This is a genomic window from Faecalibacterium prausnitzii, from assembly GCF_003287405.1.
In the GTDB taxonomy this organism is placed as follows: Bacteria; Bacillota; Clostridia; order Oscillospirales; family Ruminococcaceae; genus Faecalibacterium; species Faecalibacterium intestinale.
The window spans coordinates 230,028-246,555 of record NZ_PRLD01000003.1 but is presented as its reverse complement, the minus strand read 5'-3'; the positions used below and the strand labels follow the sequence as shown (position 1 = coordinate 246,555).

At 57.0% G+C, this 16,528-nt stretch carries 19 protein-coding genes; 4 read left to right on the top strand and 15 right to left on the bottom strand.

Annotation, left to right across the window (positions count from 1 at the left end):
• Positions 1–32: 32 nt before the first annotated feature.
• The 11 genes from C4N24_RS04810 to C4N24_RS04755 form a co-directional block, all read right to left on the bottom strand.
• Positions 33–878 (bottom strand): response regulator, encoded by an 846-nt coding sequence (locus C4N24_RS04810; RefSeq protein WP_097785844.1) that lies wholly within the window; start codon positions 876–878, stop codon positions 33–35.
• A gap of 304 nt (positions 879–1,182) precedes the next feature.
• Positions 1,183–1,383, bottom strand: a complete 201-nt coding sequence (locus C4N24_RS04805; RefSeq protein ID WP_112090513.1) for a PTS ascorbate transporter subunit IIC — start codon at positions 1,381–1,383, stop codon at positions 1,183–1,185.
• Positions 1,383–2,420: an SPFH domain-containing protein gene (locus C4N24_RS04800; protein WP_112090512.1), complete on the bottom strand. Its 1,038-nt coding sequence runs from the start codon at positions 2,418–2,420 to the stop codon at positions 1,383–1,385. Before C4N24_RS04800 ends, C4N24_RS04805 begins: the two co-directional genes overlap by 1 nt.
• A 174-nt stretch (positions 2,421–2,594) precedes the next feature.
• Entirely contained in the window at positions 2,595–3,002 is a 408-nt protein-coding gene (gene atpC, locus C4N24_RS04795) for an ATP synthase F1 subunit epsilon (protein ID WP_005922235.1), read from the bottom strand.
• Entirely contained in the window at positions 3,002–4,414 is a 1,413-nt protein-coding gene (atpD, locus tag C4N24_RS04790) for a F0F1 ATP synthase subunit beta (RefSeq protein ID WP_005922238.1), read from the bottom strand. Before atpD ends, atpC begins: the two co-directional genes overlap by 1 nt.
• Positions 4,415–4,495: 81 nt before the next feature.
• Positions 4,496–5,374: an ATP synthase F1 subunit gamma gene (atpG, locus tag C4N24_RS04785; protein ID WP_015538222.1), complete on the bottom strand. Its 879-nt coding sequence runs from the start codon at positions 5,372–5,374 to the stop codon at positions 4,496–4,498.
• Positions 5,361–7,115, bottom strand: a complete 1,755-nt coding sequence (gene atpA, locus C4N24_RS04780; protein WP_005922243.1) for a F0F1 ATP synthase subunit alpha — start codon at positions 7,113–7,115, stop codon at positions 5,361–5,363. The genes atpG and atpA overlap by 14 nt, the downstream gene beginning before the upstream one ends.
• A complete protein-coding gene (locus C4N24_RS04775) occupies positions 7,105–7,596 on the bottom strand; it encodes an ATP synthase F0 subunit B (protein ID WP_005922244.1) in 492 nt (163 codons plus the stop codon). Before C4N24_RS04775 ends, atpA begins: the two co-directional genes overlap by 11 nt.
• A 15-nt stretch (positions 7,597–7,611) precedes the next feature.
• Positions 7,612–7,839 carry an ATP synthase F0 subunit C gene (atpE, locus tag C4N24_RS04770; protein WP_005922245.1) on the bottom strand — a complete coding sequence of 76 codons (228 nt, stop codon included), beginning with the start codon at positions 7,837–7,839 and terminating at the stop codon, positions 7,612–7,614.
• 41 nt (positions 7,840–7,880) lie between these two features.
• Positions 7,881–8,564: a F0F1 ATP synthase subunit A gene (locus tag C4N24_RS04765; protein WP_015538221.1), complete on the bottom strand. Its 684-nt coding sequence runs from the start codon at positions 8,562–8,564 to the stop codon at positions 7,881–7,883.
• A 556-nt stretch (positions 8,565–9,120) separates the two neighbouring features.
• A complete protein-coding gene (locus tag C4N24_RS04755) occupies positions 9,121–9,585 on the bottom strand; it encodes a DUF2798 domain-containing protein (RefSeq protein WP_112090510.1) in 465 nt (154 codons plus the stop codon).
• Positions 9,586–10,656: 1,071 nt separating this feature from the next.
• On the opposite strand from C4N24_RS04755, the gene C4N24_RS04750 reads away from it, so the two are divergent.
• The 4 genes from C4N24_RS04750 (at position 10,657) to C4N24_RS04735 (ending at position 11,918) form a co-directional block, all read left to right on the top strand.
• Positions 10,657–10,974: a hypothetical protein gene (locus C4N24_RS04750; protein ID WP_112090509.1), complete on the top strand. Its 318-nt coding sequence runs from the start codon at positions 10,657–10,659 to the stop codon at positions 10,972–10,974.
• 25 nt (positions 10,975–10,999) lie between these two features.
• A complete protein-coding gene (locus C4N24_RS04745) occupies positions 11,000–11,311 on the top strand; it encodes a hypothetical protein (protein WP_112090508.1) in 312 nt (103 codons plus the stop codon).
• Between the two features lie 9 nt (positions 11,312–11,320).
• The gene (locus C4N24_RS04740) at positions 11,321–11,542 is read left to right on the top strand and encodes a hypothetical protein (protein WP_112090507.1); all 222 of its coding nucleotides are present in this window, start codon (positions 11,321–11,323) and stop codon (positions 11,540–11,542) included.
• A gap of 73 nt (positions 11,543–11,615) precedes the next feature.
• On the top strand, positions 11,616–11,918 hold the full coding sequence (locus C4N24_RS04735; RefSeq protein WP_112090506.1) for a Dabb family protein: 303 nt from the start codon (positions 11,616–11,618) through the stop codon (positions 11,916–11,918).
• A gap of 111 nt (positions 11,919–12,029) precedes the next feature.
• On the opposite strand, the gene C4N24_RS04730 is transcribed toward C4N24_RS04735, so the two are convergent.
• From C4N24_RS04730 to metG, 4 genes are all read right to left on the bottom strand, one after another.
• Positions 12,030–12,263, bottom strand: a complete 234-nt coding sequence (locus C4N24_RS04730; protein ID WP_005922262.1) for a hypothetical protein — start codon at positions 12,261–12,263, stop codon at positions 12,030–12,032.
• Between the two features lie 89 nt (positions 12,264–12,352).
• Positions 12,353–13,168 (bottom strand): TatD family hydrolase, encoded by an 816-nt coding sequence (locus tag C4N24_RS04725; RefSeq protein ID WP_112090505.1) that lies wholly within the window; start codon positions 13,166–13,168, stop codon positions 12,353–12,355.
• Entirely contained in the window at positions 13,165–14,124 is a 960-nt protein-coding gene (locus C4N24_RS04720) for a DMT family transporter (RefSeq protein ID WP_097779975.1), read from the bottom strand. The genes C4N24_RS04725 and C4N24_RS04720 overlap by 4 nt, the downstream gene beginning before the upstream one ends.
• A gap of 12 nt (positions 14,125–14,136) precedes the next feature.
• Positions 14,137–16,134, bottom strand: a complete 1,998-nt coding sequence (gene metG / locus C4N24_RS04715) for a methionine--tRNA ligase (RefSeq protein ID WP_112090504.1) — start codon at positions 16,132–16,134, stop codon at positions 14,137–14,139.
• Positions 16,135–16,528 lie beyond the last annotated feature (394 nt).

The following is a 16,528-nucleotide window of genomic DNA, read 5'->3' as shown; positions in this document are numbered from 1 at the left end:
ATGCACAGCAGCCTTTGGTGTTTTATGCAGTTTTAAAAGCCCGTGGGCGGGACGTAATAGCTTGGGATAGACCCGCTTTTGGGCGTAGCTGCGGCCTGCTGGCGCAGCGCCGAACGGGTGACCTCTGCCCAAGAATACTGGGTCATATACTCGCCCCGGTAGGAATTGAACGCCGAGCGGTCTCCCCGCAGGAAATTATAATAATCGCAGTCCACCTTGCTGGTATCCAGCGCCAATGTGCTGCGGCCGCGTACCAGCAGCCCGTTGACCCCTGCATCCTCCAGCGTATGGCTGAGGTCGAAGATCAAATTGCGCAGGTGGCTGTGCAGCGAAGCGGTATCGGGCTTATCCTCCCACAGGACAGCCAGCATCTCGCCGTTGGTGCAGGTGGCACCGTTGCGGTCCACAAGGTAAGCCAGCAGCTCCTTGCTCTTGCTGCGCTTGAAGGAGAGCGGACGTCCGCCCACAAAGATCTCGAAGTTGCCGAAGCACTGGATCTTGATGCCCACAGGCGCCGTTTCCGGCGGGTAGCGCAGATTTTCCAGCACATTGCGCACATCGGACTCGTTGGCGGGCTTGAGCAGAAAGCCGCTGACAAAGATCTGCAATGCTTCCAGCGCATACTCCGGGTGCTCGGTGACCACGATGAGGTTGCAGCGGGGTTGCAGCTTCTGGATCATACGGGCAAGGGCAAGGCCGTTCATCCCCGGCATTTCCAAGTTCAGAAAGGCTGCATCCATCGGTCCCTGCCGCATCCACGTCAAAGCATCGTCGGTCGTCATGGCACTGATATAGTCACAGTCCGGCGCGACCCGGCACAGGATGCGGATCAGCGAATTGATCGCAAGCTGACCGTCATCCACGACCAGTATTTTCATAGCTTCACCCCCTGTCTGCTTACGTAAAGCATTTCCCCGCTGTTAGTTTAGCACGCCGCAAACTTTTAGGCAAGTTATTTTCTGGAAAAATCCAAAAAAGAAGCGTTTTCGCCAAAATTCCAGTTCATCGATTGCTTTTTCGACGAAATACCGGAGCATTATGCAACAAATTGGTATATCAATTCTCTCTTCGTTTGTCCTCTCTGCTCCTTGGAAAGCGCAGCTTTCTCATAACAAACAAAAGGCCGCTGCACCGGTCTTGTGCAGCAGCCTGTTTTAATAATTTGCGTTTGTCACGGGTGCTTCAATGGAGATCCAGTTCCGGCGGGACGTCCAACTGGTCTGAGATATATTTCCCGTTCTTTTTGCGCTGACGCACACACTCGGTAAGCAGATATTCGATCTGTCCGTTCACCGAGCGGAAGTCATCCTCTGCCCAAGCGGCAAGGGCATCGTAGAGTTTGGCGTTCAGGCGCAGGGGCACCTGTTTTTTCGGCTCGGCCATCAGTACAGGCTGCCGCTGTTCACGATGGGCTGGGCATCCCGGTTGCCGCACAGCACCACCAGCAGATTGGACACCATTGCCGCCTTGCGTTCATCGTCCAGCTCCACTACCTTGTTCTCGTTCAGACGATCCAGCGCCATTTCCACCATGCCCACAGCGCCGTCCACGATCATCTTGCGGGCGTCAATGATGGCACTGGCCTGCTGGCGCTGCAGCATGACCGCTGCGATTTCCGGCGCATAGGCCAGATAGGTAATGCGGGCCTCCACTACCTCGATGCCTGCCTCGGCCACATTCTTCTGGATCTCGTCCCGGATGCGGGCAGCCACCACCTCAGAGGAGCCGCGCAGACTGCCCTCGTCGGCTACGCCGTCGCCGGTGGTGTCCACGTTGGGAGAAACATCATAGGGGTACACCCGCACCACGTTGCGCAGGGCGCTGTCGCATTGCAGGGAGAGATATTCCTTGTAGTTATCCACATTGAACACAGCCTTGGCGGTATCGGTCACGCGCCAGATGACCGCAATGCCGATCTCCACCGGGTTGCCCAGACAATCGTTGATCTTCTGGCGGGAGTTGTTCAGGGTCATCATCTTGAGCGAGATCTTCTTGCTCATGGACTCGATGCTCATCTGAGCATTCTGGCCGTTATTGCCAAACAGCGCAGCCACGCTGTTTTCCTTGCTGTTCACGTCTCCGCTCTGGCTCAGGCGGGTACCGGCGGCGGGGTTGACGGCGGTACAGAAGGGGTTTACCCAGTAAAAGCCCTGTCCCTTCAGGGTGCCGATGTAATCACCAAACAGGGTGAGTACCAGCGCCTCCTGCGGCTTTAACACTTTAAGGCCACAGAACAGGAAAATGCCCGCAATCCAATACGCAATGGACAAAATCAGCAGCGGCACGCCCAGAAGCATCCGGTCTGCATTCAGCAGGGTGATGCTGTAAATGAACAGGGCGATGGATGCCACATAGCCCAGCAAGGTGAGCAGCAGCATGGCCATACCGTTTTTGCGGGTATTCAAAATTTTCTCTTCCATAACAAGTCCCTCCTTATCAGGGTCGGAAGCATTTCTTTCTGATATCAAAATCATATCACTTTAAAAAGAAGCTGTCAAGTGCTTCCAACAAAAAAATCCCCGCCTGCCCGGGCACTGCTGCCACGGGCAAACGGGGGATTTTTTCCTATCCTATAAGGTAAAAGGGATACTGCCTTAGCGCTTATACTTTGCAGCGGTCTGCAAACGCTGCATGGCACGATCCAGTGCGATCTTGCTCTGGTAATACTCGTGCATACTCTGCTTATGCTGCAAGCGTTCCTCGGCGCGGATGCGGGCGGCTTCGGCACGATTCTTGTCGATGTCCTCCGGGTTCTCGGCGCTGTCCACCAGCACCATCACATAGGCGGGGGTCACCTCGGCAATGCCGTCACCCACCAGCACATCCCGGGCTTTGCCGTCCACCACAAAGTGGAGGATGCCCATGTGCAGCGCCACCAGCACCGGGTTATGCCCGGCCTGTACGCCGTAGATGCCATCGCTGATGGGCAGGGTCAGATCCTCGCAGTCCCCCTGATAGAACTCGCCGCTGGACGCTGTGATGCTCAGCATGAACTTGTTCATCAGACGGCACCGCCCTTTTCCTCAGCCAGCTTCTTTTCTGCCTTTTCGCGCGCTTCCTCCAGCGTACCTACGTTGAAGAATGCCCACTCCGGCAGGTCATCGGCCTTGCCGTCCACAATGGCGGCAAAGCTGCGCACGGTATCCTTCAGGGGCACATACTTGCCCTTGAGGCCGGTAAAGTTCTCGGCCACAGCAAAGGGCTGGGACAGGAACTTCTGCAGCTTGCGGGCGCGCATGACGGTCAGCTTGTCGTTTTCGTCCAGCTCATCCATGCCCAGAATGGCAATGATGTCCTGCAGCTCCTGATAGCGCTGCAGAATGGACTGCACCTTGCGGGCCACGCGGTAGTGCTCCTCGCCCACGATGTCTGCTTCCAGAATGCGGGAGGTGGAAGCCAGCGGGTCCACAGCCGGGTAGATGCCCTGCTCCACGATCTTACGGGACAGCACGGTGGTGGCGTCCAGATGGGCAAAAGTGGTGGCAGGGGCGGGGTCGGTCAGGTCGTCGGCAGGCACATAGACGGCCTGCACCGAGGTGATGGAGCCGTCCTTGGTGGAGGTGATGCGCTCCTGCAGAGCGCCCAGCTCGTTGGCCAGCGTGGGCTGGTAGCCCACGGCAGAGGGCATACGGCCCATCAGGGCAGAGACCTCACTGCCGGCCTGCACGAAACGGAAGATGTTATCAATGAACAGCAGCACGTCCTTGTGGGTTTCCTCACGGAAGTACTCTGCCATGGTCAGGCCGGTCTCGGCCACGCGCATACGGGCTCCCGGGGGCTCGTTCATCTGGCCAAAGACCAGTGCGGTCTTGTCCAGCACGCCGGAGGCGTTCATTTCGCCCCACAGGTCGCAGCCCTCGCGGGAGCGCTCGCCTACGCCGGTGAAGATGGAGTAGCCGCCGTGCTCGGTGGCCACGTTATGGATCAGTTCCTGGATCAGCACGGTCTTGCCCACACCGGCACCGCCGAACAGGCCGATCTTGCCGCCCTTTGCGTAAGGTGCCAGCAGGTCGATGACCTTGATGCCGGTCTCCAGAATCTCAGTTGCGGGCTTCTGCTCTGCAAAGCCGGGTGCCTTGCGGTGGATGGGCCAGTGCGGCAGCTCGTCCACAGCACCCTTGCCGTCAATGGGGCGGCCCAGCGGGTCGAACATACGGCCCAGTGTGCCCTCGCCCACAGGGGCGGTCAGGCCGTGGCCGGTAGCTTCCACCGGCATTCCCTTGCCCAGACCCTCGCTGGCAGAAAGCATGATGCAGCGCACCGTGGTCTCGTTGACGTGCTGCGTCACCTCCATGGTGCGCTCGGTGCCCTCTGCGGTCACGGTAAGCGCCTCCTGCAGGGCAGGCAGCCTGCCGGCGGTGAACTGCACATCCACCACGGGGCCTGCTACGCGAATAATAGTTCCCTGTATCATTTGGATTGCCTCTTGTCAAATCTTGTTTATCCAACGAACCCTCTTAGCCATCGCTGCGCGATGCCAGAGAAAGTTCCTTTATTATGTCCGATCCTGCACGGCAGCCGCGCCGCCGATGATCTCGGTGATCTCCTGTGTAATGGAGCCCTGACGGGTGCGGTTGTATTCCAGCTGCAGATCCCGGATCATGTCATTGGCGCTCTTGGTAGCAGAATCCATGGCGGTCATGCGGGCGCTCTGCTCGGCGCAGAAGCTCTCGGTCATGGCACCAAAGATCATGCCGTGCATATAGATGGGTGCGATCTGCTCGAACACCGTCCATGCGTCCGGCACCAGTTCCACCTCGCCCTTGGGGTCGCCCAGACCCTTGGGAGCAGGCTGCAAAAACCGCCGATCCAGCGGCAGCAGACGCTCCATGACAGGCTCGCTGGTAAGGGCGTTCTGGATCTTGGTGTAAACGATGTAGATCTCGTCCAGCTTGCCGGACTTGAAGTCATCAATGGCGTCCACCGTGATGTCGCGGGCACGCTGCAGGGTAGGTGCGGTAGCGCTGTAACGGAACTCCTCCACAAGGCGGGGGTCCCGGTGGCGCAGAGCGCGGTAGCCCACCTGACCGATGACATAAAAGCGGTCGTTGGGGTCTGCGTGCTCCCGCAAAAACTTGAGCAGGTTCTGGTTATAAGCACCTGCCATGCCCTTATCGGCAGTAAGCACCAGATACGCCCGCCGGGGGTTTTCCAGATTCCGCTCGTGGAAGAAGGGGTGCTCCGGCTCCTCCGGCAGATGCGGCACAACACGGGAGATGGTATCCCGCATACGGTTAAAGTAAGGGGACACATTCTGGTAGTTCTGCCGTGCCTTGCGCAGCTTGGACGAAGAGATCAGGTACATGGCATTGGTGATCTTCATGGTATCCTGAATGCTCTCGATGCGCTCCTTCAGCAGCTTACTGGACGACATGGTCATTGCCTCCCGCATAAGCTTTCCAAGCGTTCAGGATGGCGTCCACCCGGTCGGGCTCCAGCTTGCCGTCGGCATCGATCTTCTGCATGGTGCCGGAGACGTCTGCACGGAACTGCCGCACAAAGGCAGCGGTCTTTTCCCGCTGCTCTGCGGTGGGCAGAGTGTCCAGCAGGCCATGAGAGGCCAGCACCAGAATGACCACCTGCTCGGCATCAGACTTGGGCTGGCACAGCGGCTGCTTGAGCATTTCCATCAGTGCCTTGCCGTGCTCCAGCTGGCGGCGGGTCTCAGCGTCCAGATCGGAGCTGAACTGTGCAAAGGATTCCATCTCCTTATACTGCGCCAGCTCGATACGCAGGTTTGCGTTGGCCTTTTTCATAGCCTTGGTCTGGGCAGCGCCACCCACACGGGAAACCGACAGACCCACGTTGACAGCCGGGCGGTTGCCGGCGTTGAACAGGGCGCTCTCCAGGAAGATCTGACCATCGGTGATGGAGATGACGTTGGTGGGGATGTAAGCCGAAACATCGCCGGCCTGCGTCTCTACGATGGGCAGTGCGGTGATAGAGCCGCCGCCCAGATCATCCCGCATACGGCAGGAGCGCTCCAGCAGACGGGAGTGCAGATAGAACACATCGCCGGGGTAAGCTTCACGACCCGGAGAGCGGCGCAGCAGCAGCGAGATGGCACGGTAGGCCACCGCGTGCTTGGACAGGTCATCGTAAACGATGAGCACGCTCTTGCCCTTGGCCATGAAGTACTCGGCCAGTGCAGTGCCTGCATAGGGGGCAATGTACTGCAGCGGGGCAGAATCCGACGCAGTAGCTGCCACGATGGTGGTATAGCTCATAGCGCCATGCTTTTTCAGATCCTCTGCCACGCGGGCGATGGAGGAAGCCTTCTGACCGATGGCAACATAGATGCACAGCACATCCTTGTCCTTCTGGTTCAGGATGGCATCAGTGGCAATAGAAGTCTTACCGGTCTGGCGGTCGCCGATGATCAGCTCACGCTGACCGCGGCCGATGGGGAACATAGAGTCGATGGCCAGAATACCGGTGTGCAGCGGGGTGTCCACGCTCTGGCGCTCCAGAATACTGGGTGCCTGCTTCTCAATGGGGTTGTAGCCCTCGGCCTCGATGGGGCCTTTGCCGTCGATGGGCTCGCCCAGCGGGCTGATGACACGCCCCAGAAAAGCATCACCCACCGGGATACCGGCGCGCTTGCCGCTGCGGGTGACCATGGTGCCCACACCAACAGTCTCGGCACCATCGAACAGCATAACGCCCAGCTGCTCGGGCTCCACGCTTTCCACCATGCCCTTGGCACCGTTTTCAAAGGTGACGATCTCGCCGTACACAGCGCGGTTCATGCCGTCAATGTGCACGATGCCATCGGCAGAGGAGATGACCACGCCGCCCTCTGCAGAGGTCTCGGCGGGCTTGTAGTCCTCGATGCGGGTCTTGAGGGTAGCCAGCGAGGGCTTGCCCTCCATCATTTTGTCCAGCTGATGACGGCCGGAATTGTCGAACACGCGGTCGCCCACCTGCAGGACATAGCCGGAAAGCAGGCTCTCGTCCACGGTGATGTTCAGGATGACTTCCGTGGCGTCATACAGCTTTTTGATCTCCGACTTGATGCGGTCCAGATCTTTTTCGCGGAGTTTATGGGCGCAGCGCAGGCTGGCCTTGACGATGCGGTTATCCGCAAAAAATTCACGACTGAATTCAGTTGCCATTGCCTGCACCTGCTTTCTGCAGCAGATCGTCCAGCAGCTGATCATCATCCTGGGCGGTCAAATTATGTTTCAAAAGCTTTTCGCACATGGAGCGTGCCAGTGCCGTAGCCTGTGCATCTGCTTCCCGCAGCTTGTTCTGGCGCTCGATCTCCACAGCAGCCTTACCGGCAGCCACGATCTCGTCGGCCTGCTTCTGCGCATCGGCCAGCAGCTGCTGCTTCTCCACCTCGGCCTGCTTTTCGTAGGCTTCGCGGCGGGCTGCGGCTTCGTTGTCCACATTACGCAGCTTGTCCTGCGCAGTCGTAAGTGCTGCGGCGGCCTCGGTCTTGGAGGTCTGTGCCGCTGCAATGTCTGCCTCGATCGTCTTCTGGCGCTGATCCAGCACGTTCTGGATGGGCTTGAACAAAAACTTGCGCAGCAGCACATACAGGATCAGGACATCCACCACGGTCCACAGCAGGTTCAAATCCAACTTCAGCATTCGTCCACGCCTCCGTTACTGGCCCAGGAACAGGATGATCAGCAGTGCAACGACGAAGCCGAAAATTGCGGTACCTTCTGCCAGAGCAGCGCCCAGCAGCAGGTTCGTCTGGATCTTACCGGAAGCTTCCGGCTGGCGGGAGATAGCCTCCGTTGCCTTACCCGTTGCAATACCAATGCCAATACCGCCGCCAATGCCGGTCAGCGCTGCAATGCCAGCGCCCAGAGCTACCAAACCACTCATAGTTCTATCTCCTTTGTAATTACAGTTTTAAAATTTGTTGTTTATTCCTCGCCGCCGATGCTCTCTTTCATGAACAGTGCGGTCAGGAACACGAAAACATAGGTCTGGATCAGACCATCGAACAGGTCAAAATACAAGCTGAACACCGCCGGGACGAACACCGGCACCACCAGCTTGAGCAGTTCCATAATAACGAACGCGCCCAGCACGTTGCCGAACAGTCGCATACACAGACTGGTGGGGCGAATGGCGATCTCGAGGATGTTCATAGGGGTCATGATGGGGGTAGGGGCTGCAAGGCTCTTGAGAAAGCCCGCGCCGCCCCGGGCGCGAACGCCTGCATACTCGATGAGCACGATGCTCATCAGCGCCAGCGCAGCGGTCACGTCCAGATCCTTTGTGGGGGGCTTTACGCCGAACACACCGATCACGTTGGAGCAGGCAATGTACAGCGCCACGGTCATCAGGTAGGGCACATAGCGGCTGCCCTCCTTGCCCAGCAACCCTTCAAAGAAGTTTTTGCCAAGGGAGTACAGCGCTTCCAGTGCTGCCTGACGCTTGCTGATGTGATCCACCTTCAGGTTGCGGGTAAGCAGGATGGAGCCCACCACCAGCAGCAACATGATCACCCAGCTGATGACCACCGATTCCGGGATCTGCAGCGAGCCGACCTTGACATACTCCACGGTAAGCTCTTCCATCAGAGCCTGCGTCAATTTATTCATTTGCTTTTCCTCCTTCCTGCAGGGATAGGGGCTTGCGGGCGGGAGCCGGGTCTGCGGCAGTCCCACGGTCAAGGATCTGCCGCACACCTTTGCTCCGCGCCCCTTCACACCTTCTTATCGCGCGAAGAAAAGACTGTGCACCGTGAAAAAAGCAAGGAAGGCGCTGCCTGAATGCTGTCTGCGCCCTCCCCTTTCTTTGTCGGTTTCGTCTTTTTTCGTTGTGTATAATAGTACGATTGCACAAAATTGGCAAGGGTATTTGTGCACATTCTACATTTTACCCGGTAGCATTGCACCGACAAAACAAAACTGTTGTACAGGGTGCACAATTGCAAGTTAAAAAAGCATATAATCTGTACAACTTTCTTGGATCTTTCCAGTGCTTTGCAGGCGCATTCTGCCGGTTTTTGGAAATATTTCCGCAAAAATAGCCGTACCGTATAGCTTTTATATATCAGGTATATAAAAAACGTATAGGTATCTTCCCCGGTATGTTTGGGCAGCATCTTATGTATATTCCTTATACATATTTATTATAGAATCGCAGGCAACCACCTTACGCGGTCTGCTTTTCCCCGTGGCGGAACACCAGCCGGAAGATGGCACGGGCAAGCGGGCCGCAGTATAGCATCTGCCAGCACAGCGCCATGGGCATATTGCAGCCCCAAGTATGTACCCACATCCCAAAGCTCGGCTCTTTGAACAGCAGCGTTGCGACCAGGCTCATCACCGGGCACATGATGCACACGATCATCAGCGAGATGGCGTAGGTGATGAACTGCGGGCGGTCTGTGGGGCGCATAAACAGGAATGCCAGCTTTGTGGCCAGCTTTTCCACCACAAAAAATTCCAGCACAAAGGCCACCGGCACCATGATCGGCATTTCGTGCAGAGCCATAACAAAAGTAGCATTGGTCACGCCGTTTGTGTTCAACGCCACATTGTAGACGATCATGCCATAGACCATGATAGCGGCCATGACAATGGTAAAGAAGATGCGTTCCGGTAAAGTTTTAGGCATTTTGATTGATTCTCCGTTTCTTTTTTATGCAAATTTTTGCCGCAAAAAAGCCGCCCCGCGAAACTTTCATCTCGCGGGGCGGCGGCGACTACCATTCATTGACGCTATTTTAGCACAAATAGAACTGGTGCATAATACCTTGCGGGCACTTTCTCCCCTTTTGTGAAAAATCCTTCACGAACGGCCCGGAACTTCTGGGCAATTTTTCCGCACCGCTGCAGGTTTTAACATTGCACAAAAACAAAATCTTTTCTTTGTGCGGTCTGCCAATAGACAAAACGTGCATCTTCCTGTATAATTAAGCCAGAAACCAGAGAAGTACAGCAGAAGCTCAAAAGAGAGTTACTCCCGCTGACTTTAAGAAGAAAGGAGCGAAGACCGATGGTTGATATGGAACCCGCACAGCAGGGACAGGCTGTCGGGGTTCGCTGAGAAGCAAAATAGAGGCTCACCACAAACGGGATGTTTCCCCCGTATAAAAACACAAAAACAGAGCCGGTCTTGAGCATCAATAATGCGATAACACGACAACCTGTCGATTCAATTCTTCCCCAGAGCGTTCAGATAGATCCGCTGGAGATGATTCTTATGAAAGTATCAATGATCCGGAGAACCTTATTTGAATAGCTGAAAAGGAGTTCTACCAATGTACTAAGTAAGACGCTTCCCTTGCAAATCTAACTCGAAAGAATGTGGTAATATGAAATTCATCCTCATGAACCGTTTGCCGCAGTCCAACAGTTGAGAAAAGGGTCAGTCCAATGTACAGTTGATTTTCATCCCCTTGTAAAGCACCTAAATTCTGAAGAAACGTTTCTAAGGAGAGTCACCCTATGAAACCCGTATTCCGAAAATGAGGTCACCAAGGAGAAGAGGCTTATGACTCCGAAGAAGTAAGTATCCAGCCGGACGAGGGCTTGCAACCGCCTCGTCCGGCTGGTTTTATTTTATGTTGTTTCAACAAATAGTTGATGCGCAATTTATGCAAAATTTGCGCAGGAAGGTTGAATAGCGTCCTTGTGTTTTCGTCCCCCTATGTTATAATATGGTAAAAGATGGGAGGTGCATTTTATGCAGCTGGCGTTTGGCTGGTACAACATTATCGAGCTTTTGTTCTGCCTTGTGGCACTGTGGATGGGCATCCGCGACTTGCAGGGCAAAGACCCGCTGATCCACACCTTTTTCAACCAATATGACCGCGACCCGGAATACCGCGCCATGTGGCAGAAGAAAAACGGCGTGTGGGAGATCTTCAACGCAATGGTTCTTGCTTCTTCGCAGTTTCTGGGCAACTTCCCTACCCTGAGCAACGGGGTACGCACCATTACAGTCATCGTTGATGTGATCTACCTGATCCTGTATGAAATCTGGGAGCACAGCGCGGATTGAGCCGCCGGGAGGCAAGTACAACTATATGAACCTGAACCTTTCCACTTCAGCCTGGCTGAACGCAGCACTGGGCGTATTGTTTTTATACCGCGGCATCCGGGACCTTTACAATGGCACCGGCACTGGCTGGAGCAGTGAGGACGAAAAGAACCACTTCCACAGACCCTTCGGCATCCTGTCGCTCCTTTGCGGTGCACTCTATCTGGTCAACATTTTTCTACCTAGAGTAGAGCCGCTACGCTCTATTTTGATGGTGGCGGCGCTCGTGTTCAGTGCTGCTCTGCTGATCTCACATCTGTGCTATACCCTGAGCAGGGACGACAAAAACAAAAAGTGAGGGTTTTCCATGGAAGTCATCTTATCGATCTTGGTCGCGCTTTTCGGCATCGGGTTCGGTATTTTTATGGCGCTGCAGCCGGAGGATGCCATTGCCTTGCGTTCCCGTGGGCGGTATACGCAGGTGCCCGAACCTACGGAGGAGTACATCCGGCTGACCCGGTTGGAGGGCATCGTAGTTTCAGTGCTCTGTGCTGTGCTTTTGGTGGTGCTGCTGTTCGCGCCCACATAAGACTTTCCTGTTTCCTCTTGCGGATTCTTTCTCGCCCTGTTACAATGAGAAAAAACGCAGGAGGTTTTTTGTTATGGTCAAGCACGTTATTCTCTGGCAGCTGAAGGACGAGCTGTCCGCCGAGGAAAAATCCGCCGTCAAGGCTGGCATCAAAGAGGGGCTGGAAAACCTTTCCGGCAAGATTCCGGGGCTTGTGGACATCCATGTCAACATTGATGCGCTCCCCTCCTCCAACGCCGACCTGATGCTGGATACCACCTTTGAGAGCGCCGAGGCGCTCAAGGGCTACTCCACCCACCCGGCGCATGTGGCAGTGGCAAACAGCAAGGTGCGCCCCTACTACAAAAACCGCGTCTGTCTGGACTACGAGGTTTAATACGGGACGTCTGCGGACGCTCCGGTATGCTATTTTATGGGATGAACTTACGCAAAAAGGGTCATTGCACGGTTTGTGCAATGACCCTTTTACTATCAGGCAATACTGAACTTACTGAACGAACTCCACGGTGTACTCAAAGCCGTACTCTTCCTGCAGCTTCTTGACCTCGGGCTCGCAGTCCTCGATGAAGGTGGGAGCGTAAACAGAAGCGCCGTTGTGTGCCTTCTTGTAGTCCTCCACGATCTGCTGCAGCTTTGCCCAGCCCTCGTTGGCCTTGTTCTGGTCGATGCTGTCAGGGAAGTTGATGATGAACTCGCGGTGTTTGGGAATGCGTGCCTTCATAATAGTGATCTCCTTATTCTTATCGGTTTAAAAATATCAGCTTTTTATTCAGAAGCGGAGCGCTTTGCCCCGCGACCTGCGGAAAACAGTTACAGCCCGAACACCCGGCGGGCGTTTGCGGCGGTGGTGCGGAACACCTCTTCCGGCTCCAGCGCCTTGCGCTGGGCGATGTATGCACCCACATAGCGGATGAGGGAGCTGTCGCAGCGGGTGCCGCGCACCGGCTCCGGTGCCATGTAGGGGCAGTCGGTCTCCAGCACGATGGCGTCCAGCGGCAGGGCTTCGATGGCCTTGGCTGCGCGCTTGGCACCATTGAAGGTGCAGGCACCGCCAAAGCCGATATACAGCCCCTGCGCCGCCAGCTGCACAGCATCCTCGGCGCTGCCGGAATAGCAGTGTACGATGCCCTTGGGACGGTACTTTTTGAGCAGCGCGTAGACGTCTGCGTGCGCCTGCCGGTCGTGCACGATGATGGGCTTATCCAGTTCCAGCGCCAGCCGGATCTCGGCTTCAAACAGCGCCAGCTGGGCGTCCTTGGGCACAGGCCAGTGGTAGTCCAGCCCGCACTCCCCTACCGCCACCACCTTGGGGTCGTTGTAGTAGGGCATCAGCGCCTGCATCTCAGCAGCCCAATCGCCGCCGTACACCGACACCGTGGGCGCGGGGCCGTCCTCGCCGCAATCGGCAGCGGGCAGCAGGCTTTCCGGGTGGATGCCAATGGCTGCCACCACCCACGGGTAGCGGTGTGCCAGCTCCAGCACCCGGGGCGCATCCCCGGAGTGGGTGGCCTGCTCGCACACACCTACCACACCTTTGCCGGGCAGGCTGTCTAGCAGAGCAAAGCGGTCGGCGTCAAAGGCGCGGGAACTGTAATGAGCGTGGGTGTCAAAAATAGGTCCGGTCATACCTTCTCCTTTTGGGCAGGGGCTTTATTCACCAGCCAGATGCCCACGCACACGAACACCAGCGCCGCCAGATACTGCCAGCGGAACAGCGGCTCGCCGTTGAGCACGGCGCTCAGCAGCACGTTGACCACCGGGTTGACAAAACCAAAGATGGCGATGCGGCTGACCGGGTTGTTTTTCATCAGCAGTGCCCACAGGATATAGCCTGCACCGCAGATGAAGGCCAGATACAGCATGACCACCGCAGCCAGAGCGCTTTGCACATGGAGACGCCCGCCCATAACGGTACCCAGCACAAACAGCGCCAACCCGCCCACAAACAGGTTCAGAAAGCAGACGGCAAAGCTGTCGGCCTTTTTGGTGACCGACTTGTTCCACGGGCCGGACAGAGTGAAGATGACGGTCGCCGCCATCATGCAGAACACGCCCCAGCCGCTGCCGCTGCCGTGGTTGCCAAGGGTGCCGATGAGCACACCCGCAAAGCCCACAGCACAGCCCAGCGTTTTTGCCGGGGTCATGCGGTCCGCATTGCCATAAATAAAGTGGGCAAAGATGACGCCCAGAAAGCTCTGGGTGCTGTTCAGAATGCCGCCAAACGCGCCGGTGAGCATGGCCACGGCGATATAGTAGAACGCATACTGCGCCGTGGTCTGCCACAGACCCAGCGCGCAGCACTCGGCTGCCACCCTGCCCCGGGGCAGGCGGGGTGCTTTTCCCTGCAGCAGGATGCTGCCCAGCAGCACCAGCACGCTGCCCAGCATGAACCGCACCCCTGCAAAGCAGAAGATGGAGGCCGTGTTGCCGGAGTCGATGGAGAACAGGCGGTAGCCCAGCTTGATGAACGGAAAGGCCGAGCCCCACAGGACATTGCAGAAAATAGCCAGCAGCACGGCACACACCGGCGTACCGAAGATCTTATCCAGCTTTGCCGCACGGACGGCTGTATTATCAGACATGGTGCTCCTCACTTAATGGATGCGGCTGCCCACGGGGGTATCGTCGCCGTAGAAGGCAATGGAGCAGCCACCGTCGGCGGTGTCGGCAGCAAAGATCATGCCCTCGCTGACGTACTTGCCCTTGAGCATGGGACGGGGTGCCAGATTGCACACGATGCCCAGCTTTTTGCCAATGAGATCCTCCGGCTTAAACCACTTGGCAATGCCGGACAGGATGCAGCGCTCCCGCTCACCGTCAAAGACGGTGAGGTGCAGCAGCTTCTTGCTCTCCTTCAGGTTCTCGCAGGCGCGCACCTCAGCCACACGCAGTTCCACCTTGCAGAAGGTGTCAAAGTCGATCTCTTCCTCGTGGGTAAAGTCCACGGTGCTCTCCTCTGCGGGGGCGGCAGCCTTCTTCTCGGCTTCCTCCTTGGCCTTGTTGGCAGCAGCGGCAGCGGCCTTGCGCTTCTCGTCCTCTTCTTTCAGGTGGGCGATCTCCTTAGCCACGTCAATGCGGGGGAACAGTGCCTCGCCCTTGTGCACGGTGTAGGTCTGCTGTGCGCCGTAGGTGGTCTTGGTCAGATCCAGTGCGGAAGCATCCAGACCCAGCTGCTCCATCATCTTGGGGGCGGTGGTGGGCAGGTAGGCGTTCAGCAGGATGCCGCACACGCGCAGTGCCTCGCACAGGTGGTACAGCACGCTCTCCAGACGCTGCTTGTTGGCTTCGTCCTTTGCCAGTGCCCAGGGTGCGGTCTCATCGATATACTTGTTGGCGCGCTGGATGACCGCAAAGATCTCCATCAGCGCCTGCGGGATGGTCAGGTCATCCATATCGGCAGTGACCTTGGCGGTCAGCGCGCTGACCATGGTCTCCAGCTCGGTGTCGATGGCCTCGGTACCGGCCACGTTATGCACAGTGCCGCCGAAGTACTTTTCGCACATGGCCACGGTACGGCTGAGCAGGTTGCCCAAGTCGTTGGCCAGATCGCTGTTGATGCGGTTGATCAGTGCCTCGTTGGTGAACATACCGTCGTTGCCGAAGGGAATCTCGCGCAGCAGGAAGTAGCGGATGGCGTCCACGCCGTAGCGGTCGCACAGGATGACGGGATCCACCACGTTGCCCACAGACTTGGACATCTTGCCGCCGTTCATCAGCAGCCAACCGTGGCCGAACACCCGCTTAGGCAGGGGCAGATCCAGTGCCATCAGCATGGCAGGCCACAAGATGGTGTGGAAGCGCAGGATTTCCTTGCCCACCATGTGCAGGTCGGCCGGCCAGAACTTATCGTAATCATGATAAGTCTCGTTGCCGTAGCCCAGTGCGGAGATATAGTTGCTCAGAGCATCGACCCAGACGTACATGGTGTGCTTGGGGTCGAAGGGCACGGGGATGCCCCACTTGACCGAGGTACGGGATACGCAGGTGTCCTGCAGGCCCTGCTTGATAAAGGCGATCATCTCATTCTTGCGGCTCTCGGGCTGGATGAACTGGGGGTTCTCCTCATAGAGCTTCAGCAGGCGGTCAGCGTACTTACTGGTCTTGAAGAAGTAGGCCTCCTCGTGGGCATCGTAGACCTCGCGGCCGCAGTCCGGGCACTTGCCGTCCACCAACTGGCTGTCGGTCCAGAAGCTCTCACAGGGCTTGCAGTAGTGGCCGATGTACTCGCCCTTGTAGATATCGCCCTGCTCGTACAGCTTGGTGAAGATCTTCTGGCAGCTTTCCATGTGGTAGTCGTCGGTGGTACGGATAAAGCGATCGTAGCTGACGTCCAGCAGCTTCCACAGATCCTTGACGGTAGCAACGATCTTGTCCACATACTCCTTGGGGGTGACGCCGGCATCGGCGGCCTTATCCTGGATCTTCTGGCCGTGCTCATCGGTGCCGGTCAGGAACATGACGTCGTAGCCCTGCATCCGCTTAAAGCGGGCCAGCGCATCGCAGGCCACGGTGGTGTAGCTGTGGCCGATATGCAGCTTATCGCTGGGGTAATAGATAGGGGTGGTGATATAAAATGTTTTGTGTTCGCTCATGGGGTTCTATCTTCCTTTCTTTTGGTTCTGCAAGCAAAAAGCGCTCCCGCCCTGCCGGGTATAACCGGACAAGGACGAGAGCGCTGAACCTTCGTGGTACCACCTTGCTTCGCTGTGCCCTTGCGGACGCAGCCTTTAGCCGGCAAAAACCGGCCTTTGCGCGGTAACGGGCGCACCCCGTCGCAGGCTCATTGTTCACCTGCGCAGCTCCAAGACCATCTTCGGCACCGCGCGGCCTGCCCGGTTCCATCCTTCGGGCTTTCTGTCAGGCGCAGACGGTGCGTACTCTTCTCTTCACAGCCAATTTGACACAATTTTCAGTGTTGCTTCTATCATACGCAAAAAGTGCGGGTTTGTCAACAAAAAGATGCAGAATCGCGCAGGCAAAGCATCG

Bases quoted from the DNA above. Each gene is read 5' to 3' on its own strand.
- C4N24_RS04810 (WP_097785844.1), bottom strand. From the start codon at position 878: ATGAAAATACTGGTCGTGGATGACGGTCAGCTTGCGATCAATTCGCTG.
- C4N24_RS04805 (WP_112090513.1), bottom strand. From the start codon at position 1,383: ATGGCCGAGCCGAAAAAACAGGTGCCCCTGCGCCTGAACGCCAAACTC.
- C4N24_RS04800 (WP_112090512.1), bottom strand. From the start codon at position 2,420: ATGGAAGAGAAAATTTTGAATACCCGCAAAAACGGTATGGCCATGCTG.
- atpC (WP_005922235.1), bottom strand. From the start codon at position 3,002: ATGAACAAGTTCATGCTGAGCATCACAGCGTCCAGCGGCGAGTTCTAT.
- atpD (WP_005922238.1), bottom strand. From the start codon at position 4,414: ATGATACAGGGAACTATTATTCGCGTAGCAGGCCCCGTGGTGGATGTG.
- atpG (WP_015538222.1), bottom strand. From the start codon at position 5,374: ATGTCGTCCAGTAAGCTGCTGAAGGAGCGCATCGAGAGCATTCAGGAT.
- atpA (WP_005922243.1), bottom strand. From the start codon at position 7,115: ATGGCAACTGAATTCAGTCGTGAATTTTTTGCGGATAACCGCATCGTC.
- C4N24_RS04775 (WP_005922244.1), bottom strand. From the start codon at position 7,596: ATGCTGAAGTTGGATTTGAACCTGCTGTGGACCGTGGTGGATGTCCTG.
- atpE (WP_005922245.1), bottom strand. From the start codon at position 7,839: ATGAGTGGTTTGGTAGCTCTGGGCGCTGGCATTGCAGCGCTGACCGGC.
- C4N24_RS04765 (WP_015538221.1), bottom strand. From the start codon at position 8,564: ATGAATAAATTGACGCAGGCTCTGATGGAAGAGCTTACCGTGGAGTAT.
- C4N24_RS04755 (WP_112090510.1), bottom strand. From the start codon at position 9,585: ATGCCTAAAACTTTACCGGAACGCATCTTCTTTACCATTGTCATGGCC.
- C4N24_RS04750 (WP_112090509.1), top strand. From the start codon at position 10,657: ATGCAGCTGGCGTTTGGCTGGTACAACATTATCGAGCTTTTGTTCTGC.
- C4N24_RS04745 (WP_112090508.1), top strand. From the start codon at position 11,000: ATGAACCTGAACCTTTCCACTTCAGCCTGGCTGAACGCAGCACTGGGC.
- C4N24_RS04740 (WP_112090507.1), top strand. From the start codon at position 11,321: ATGGAAGTCATCTTATCGATCTTGGTCGCGCTTTTCGGCATCGGGTTC.
- C4N24_RS04735 (WP_112090506.1), top strand. From the start codon at position 11,616: ATGGTCAAGCACGTTATTCTCTGGCAGCTGAAGGACGAGCTGTCCGCC.
- C4N24_RS04730 (WP_005922262.1), bottom strand. From the start codon at position 12,263: ATGAAGGCACGCATTCCCAAACACCGCGAGTTCATCATCAACTTCCCT.
- C4N24_RS04725 (WP_112090505.1), bottom strand. From the start codon at position 13,168: ATGACCGGACCTATTTTTGACACCCACGCTCATTACAGTTCCCGCGCC.
- C4N24_RS04720 (WP_097779975.1), bottom strand. From the start codon at position 14,124: ATGTCTGATAATACAGCCGTCCGTGCGGCAAAGCTGGATAAGATCTTC.
- metG (WP_112090504.1), bottom strand. From the start codon at position 16,134: ATGAGCGAACACAAAACATTTTATATCACCACCCCTATCTATTACCCC.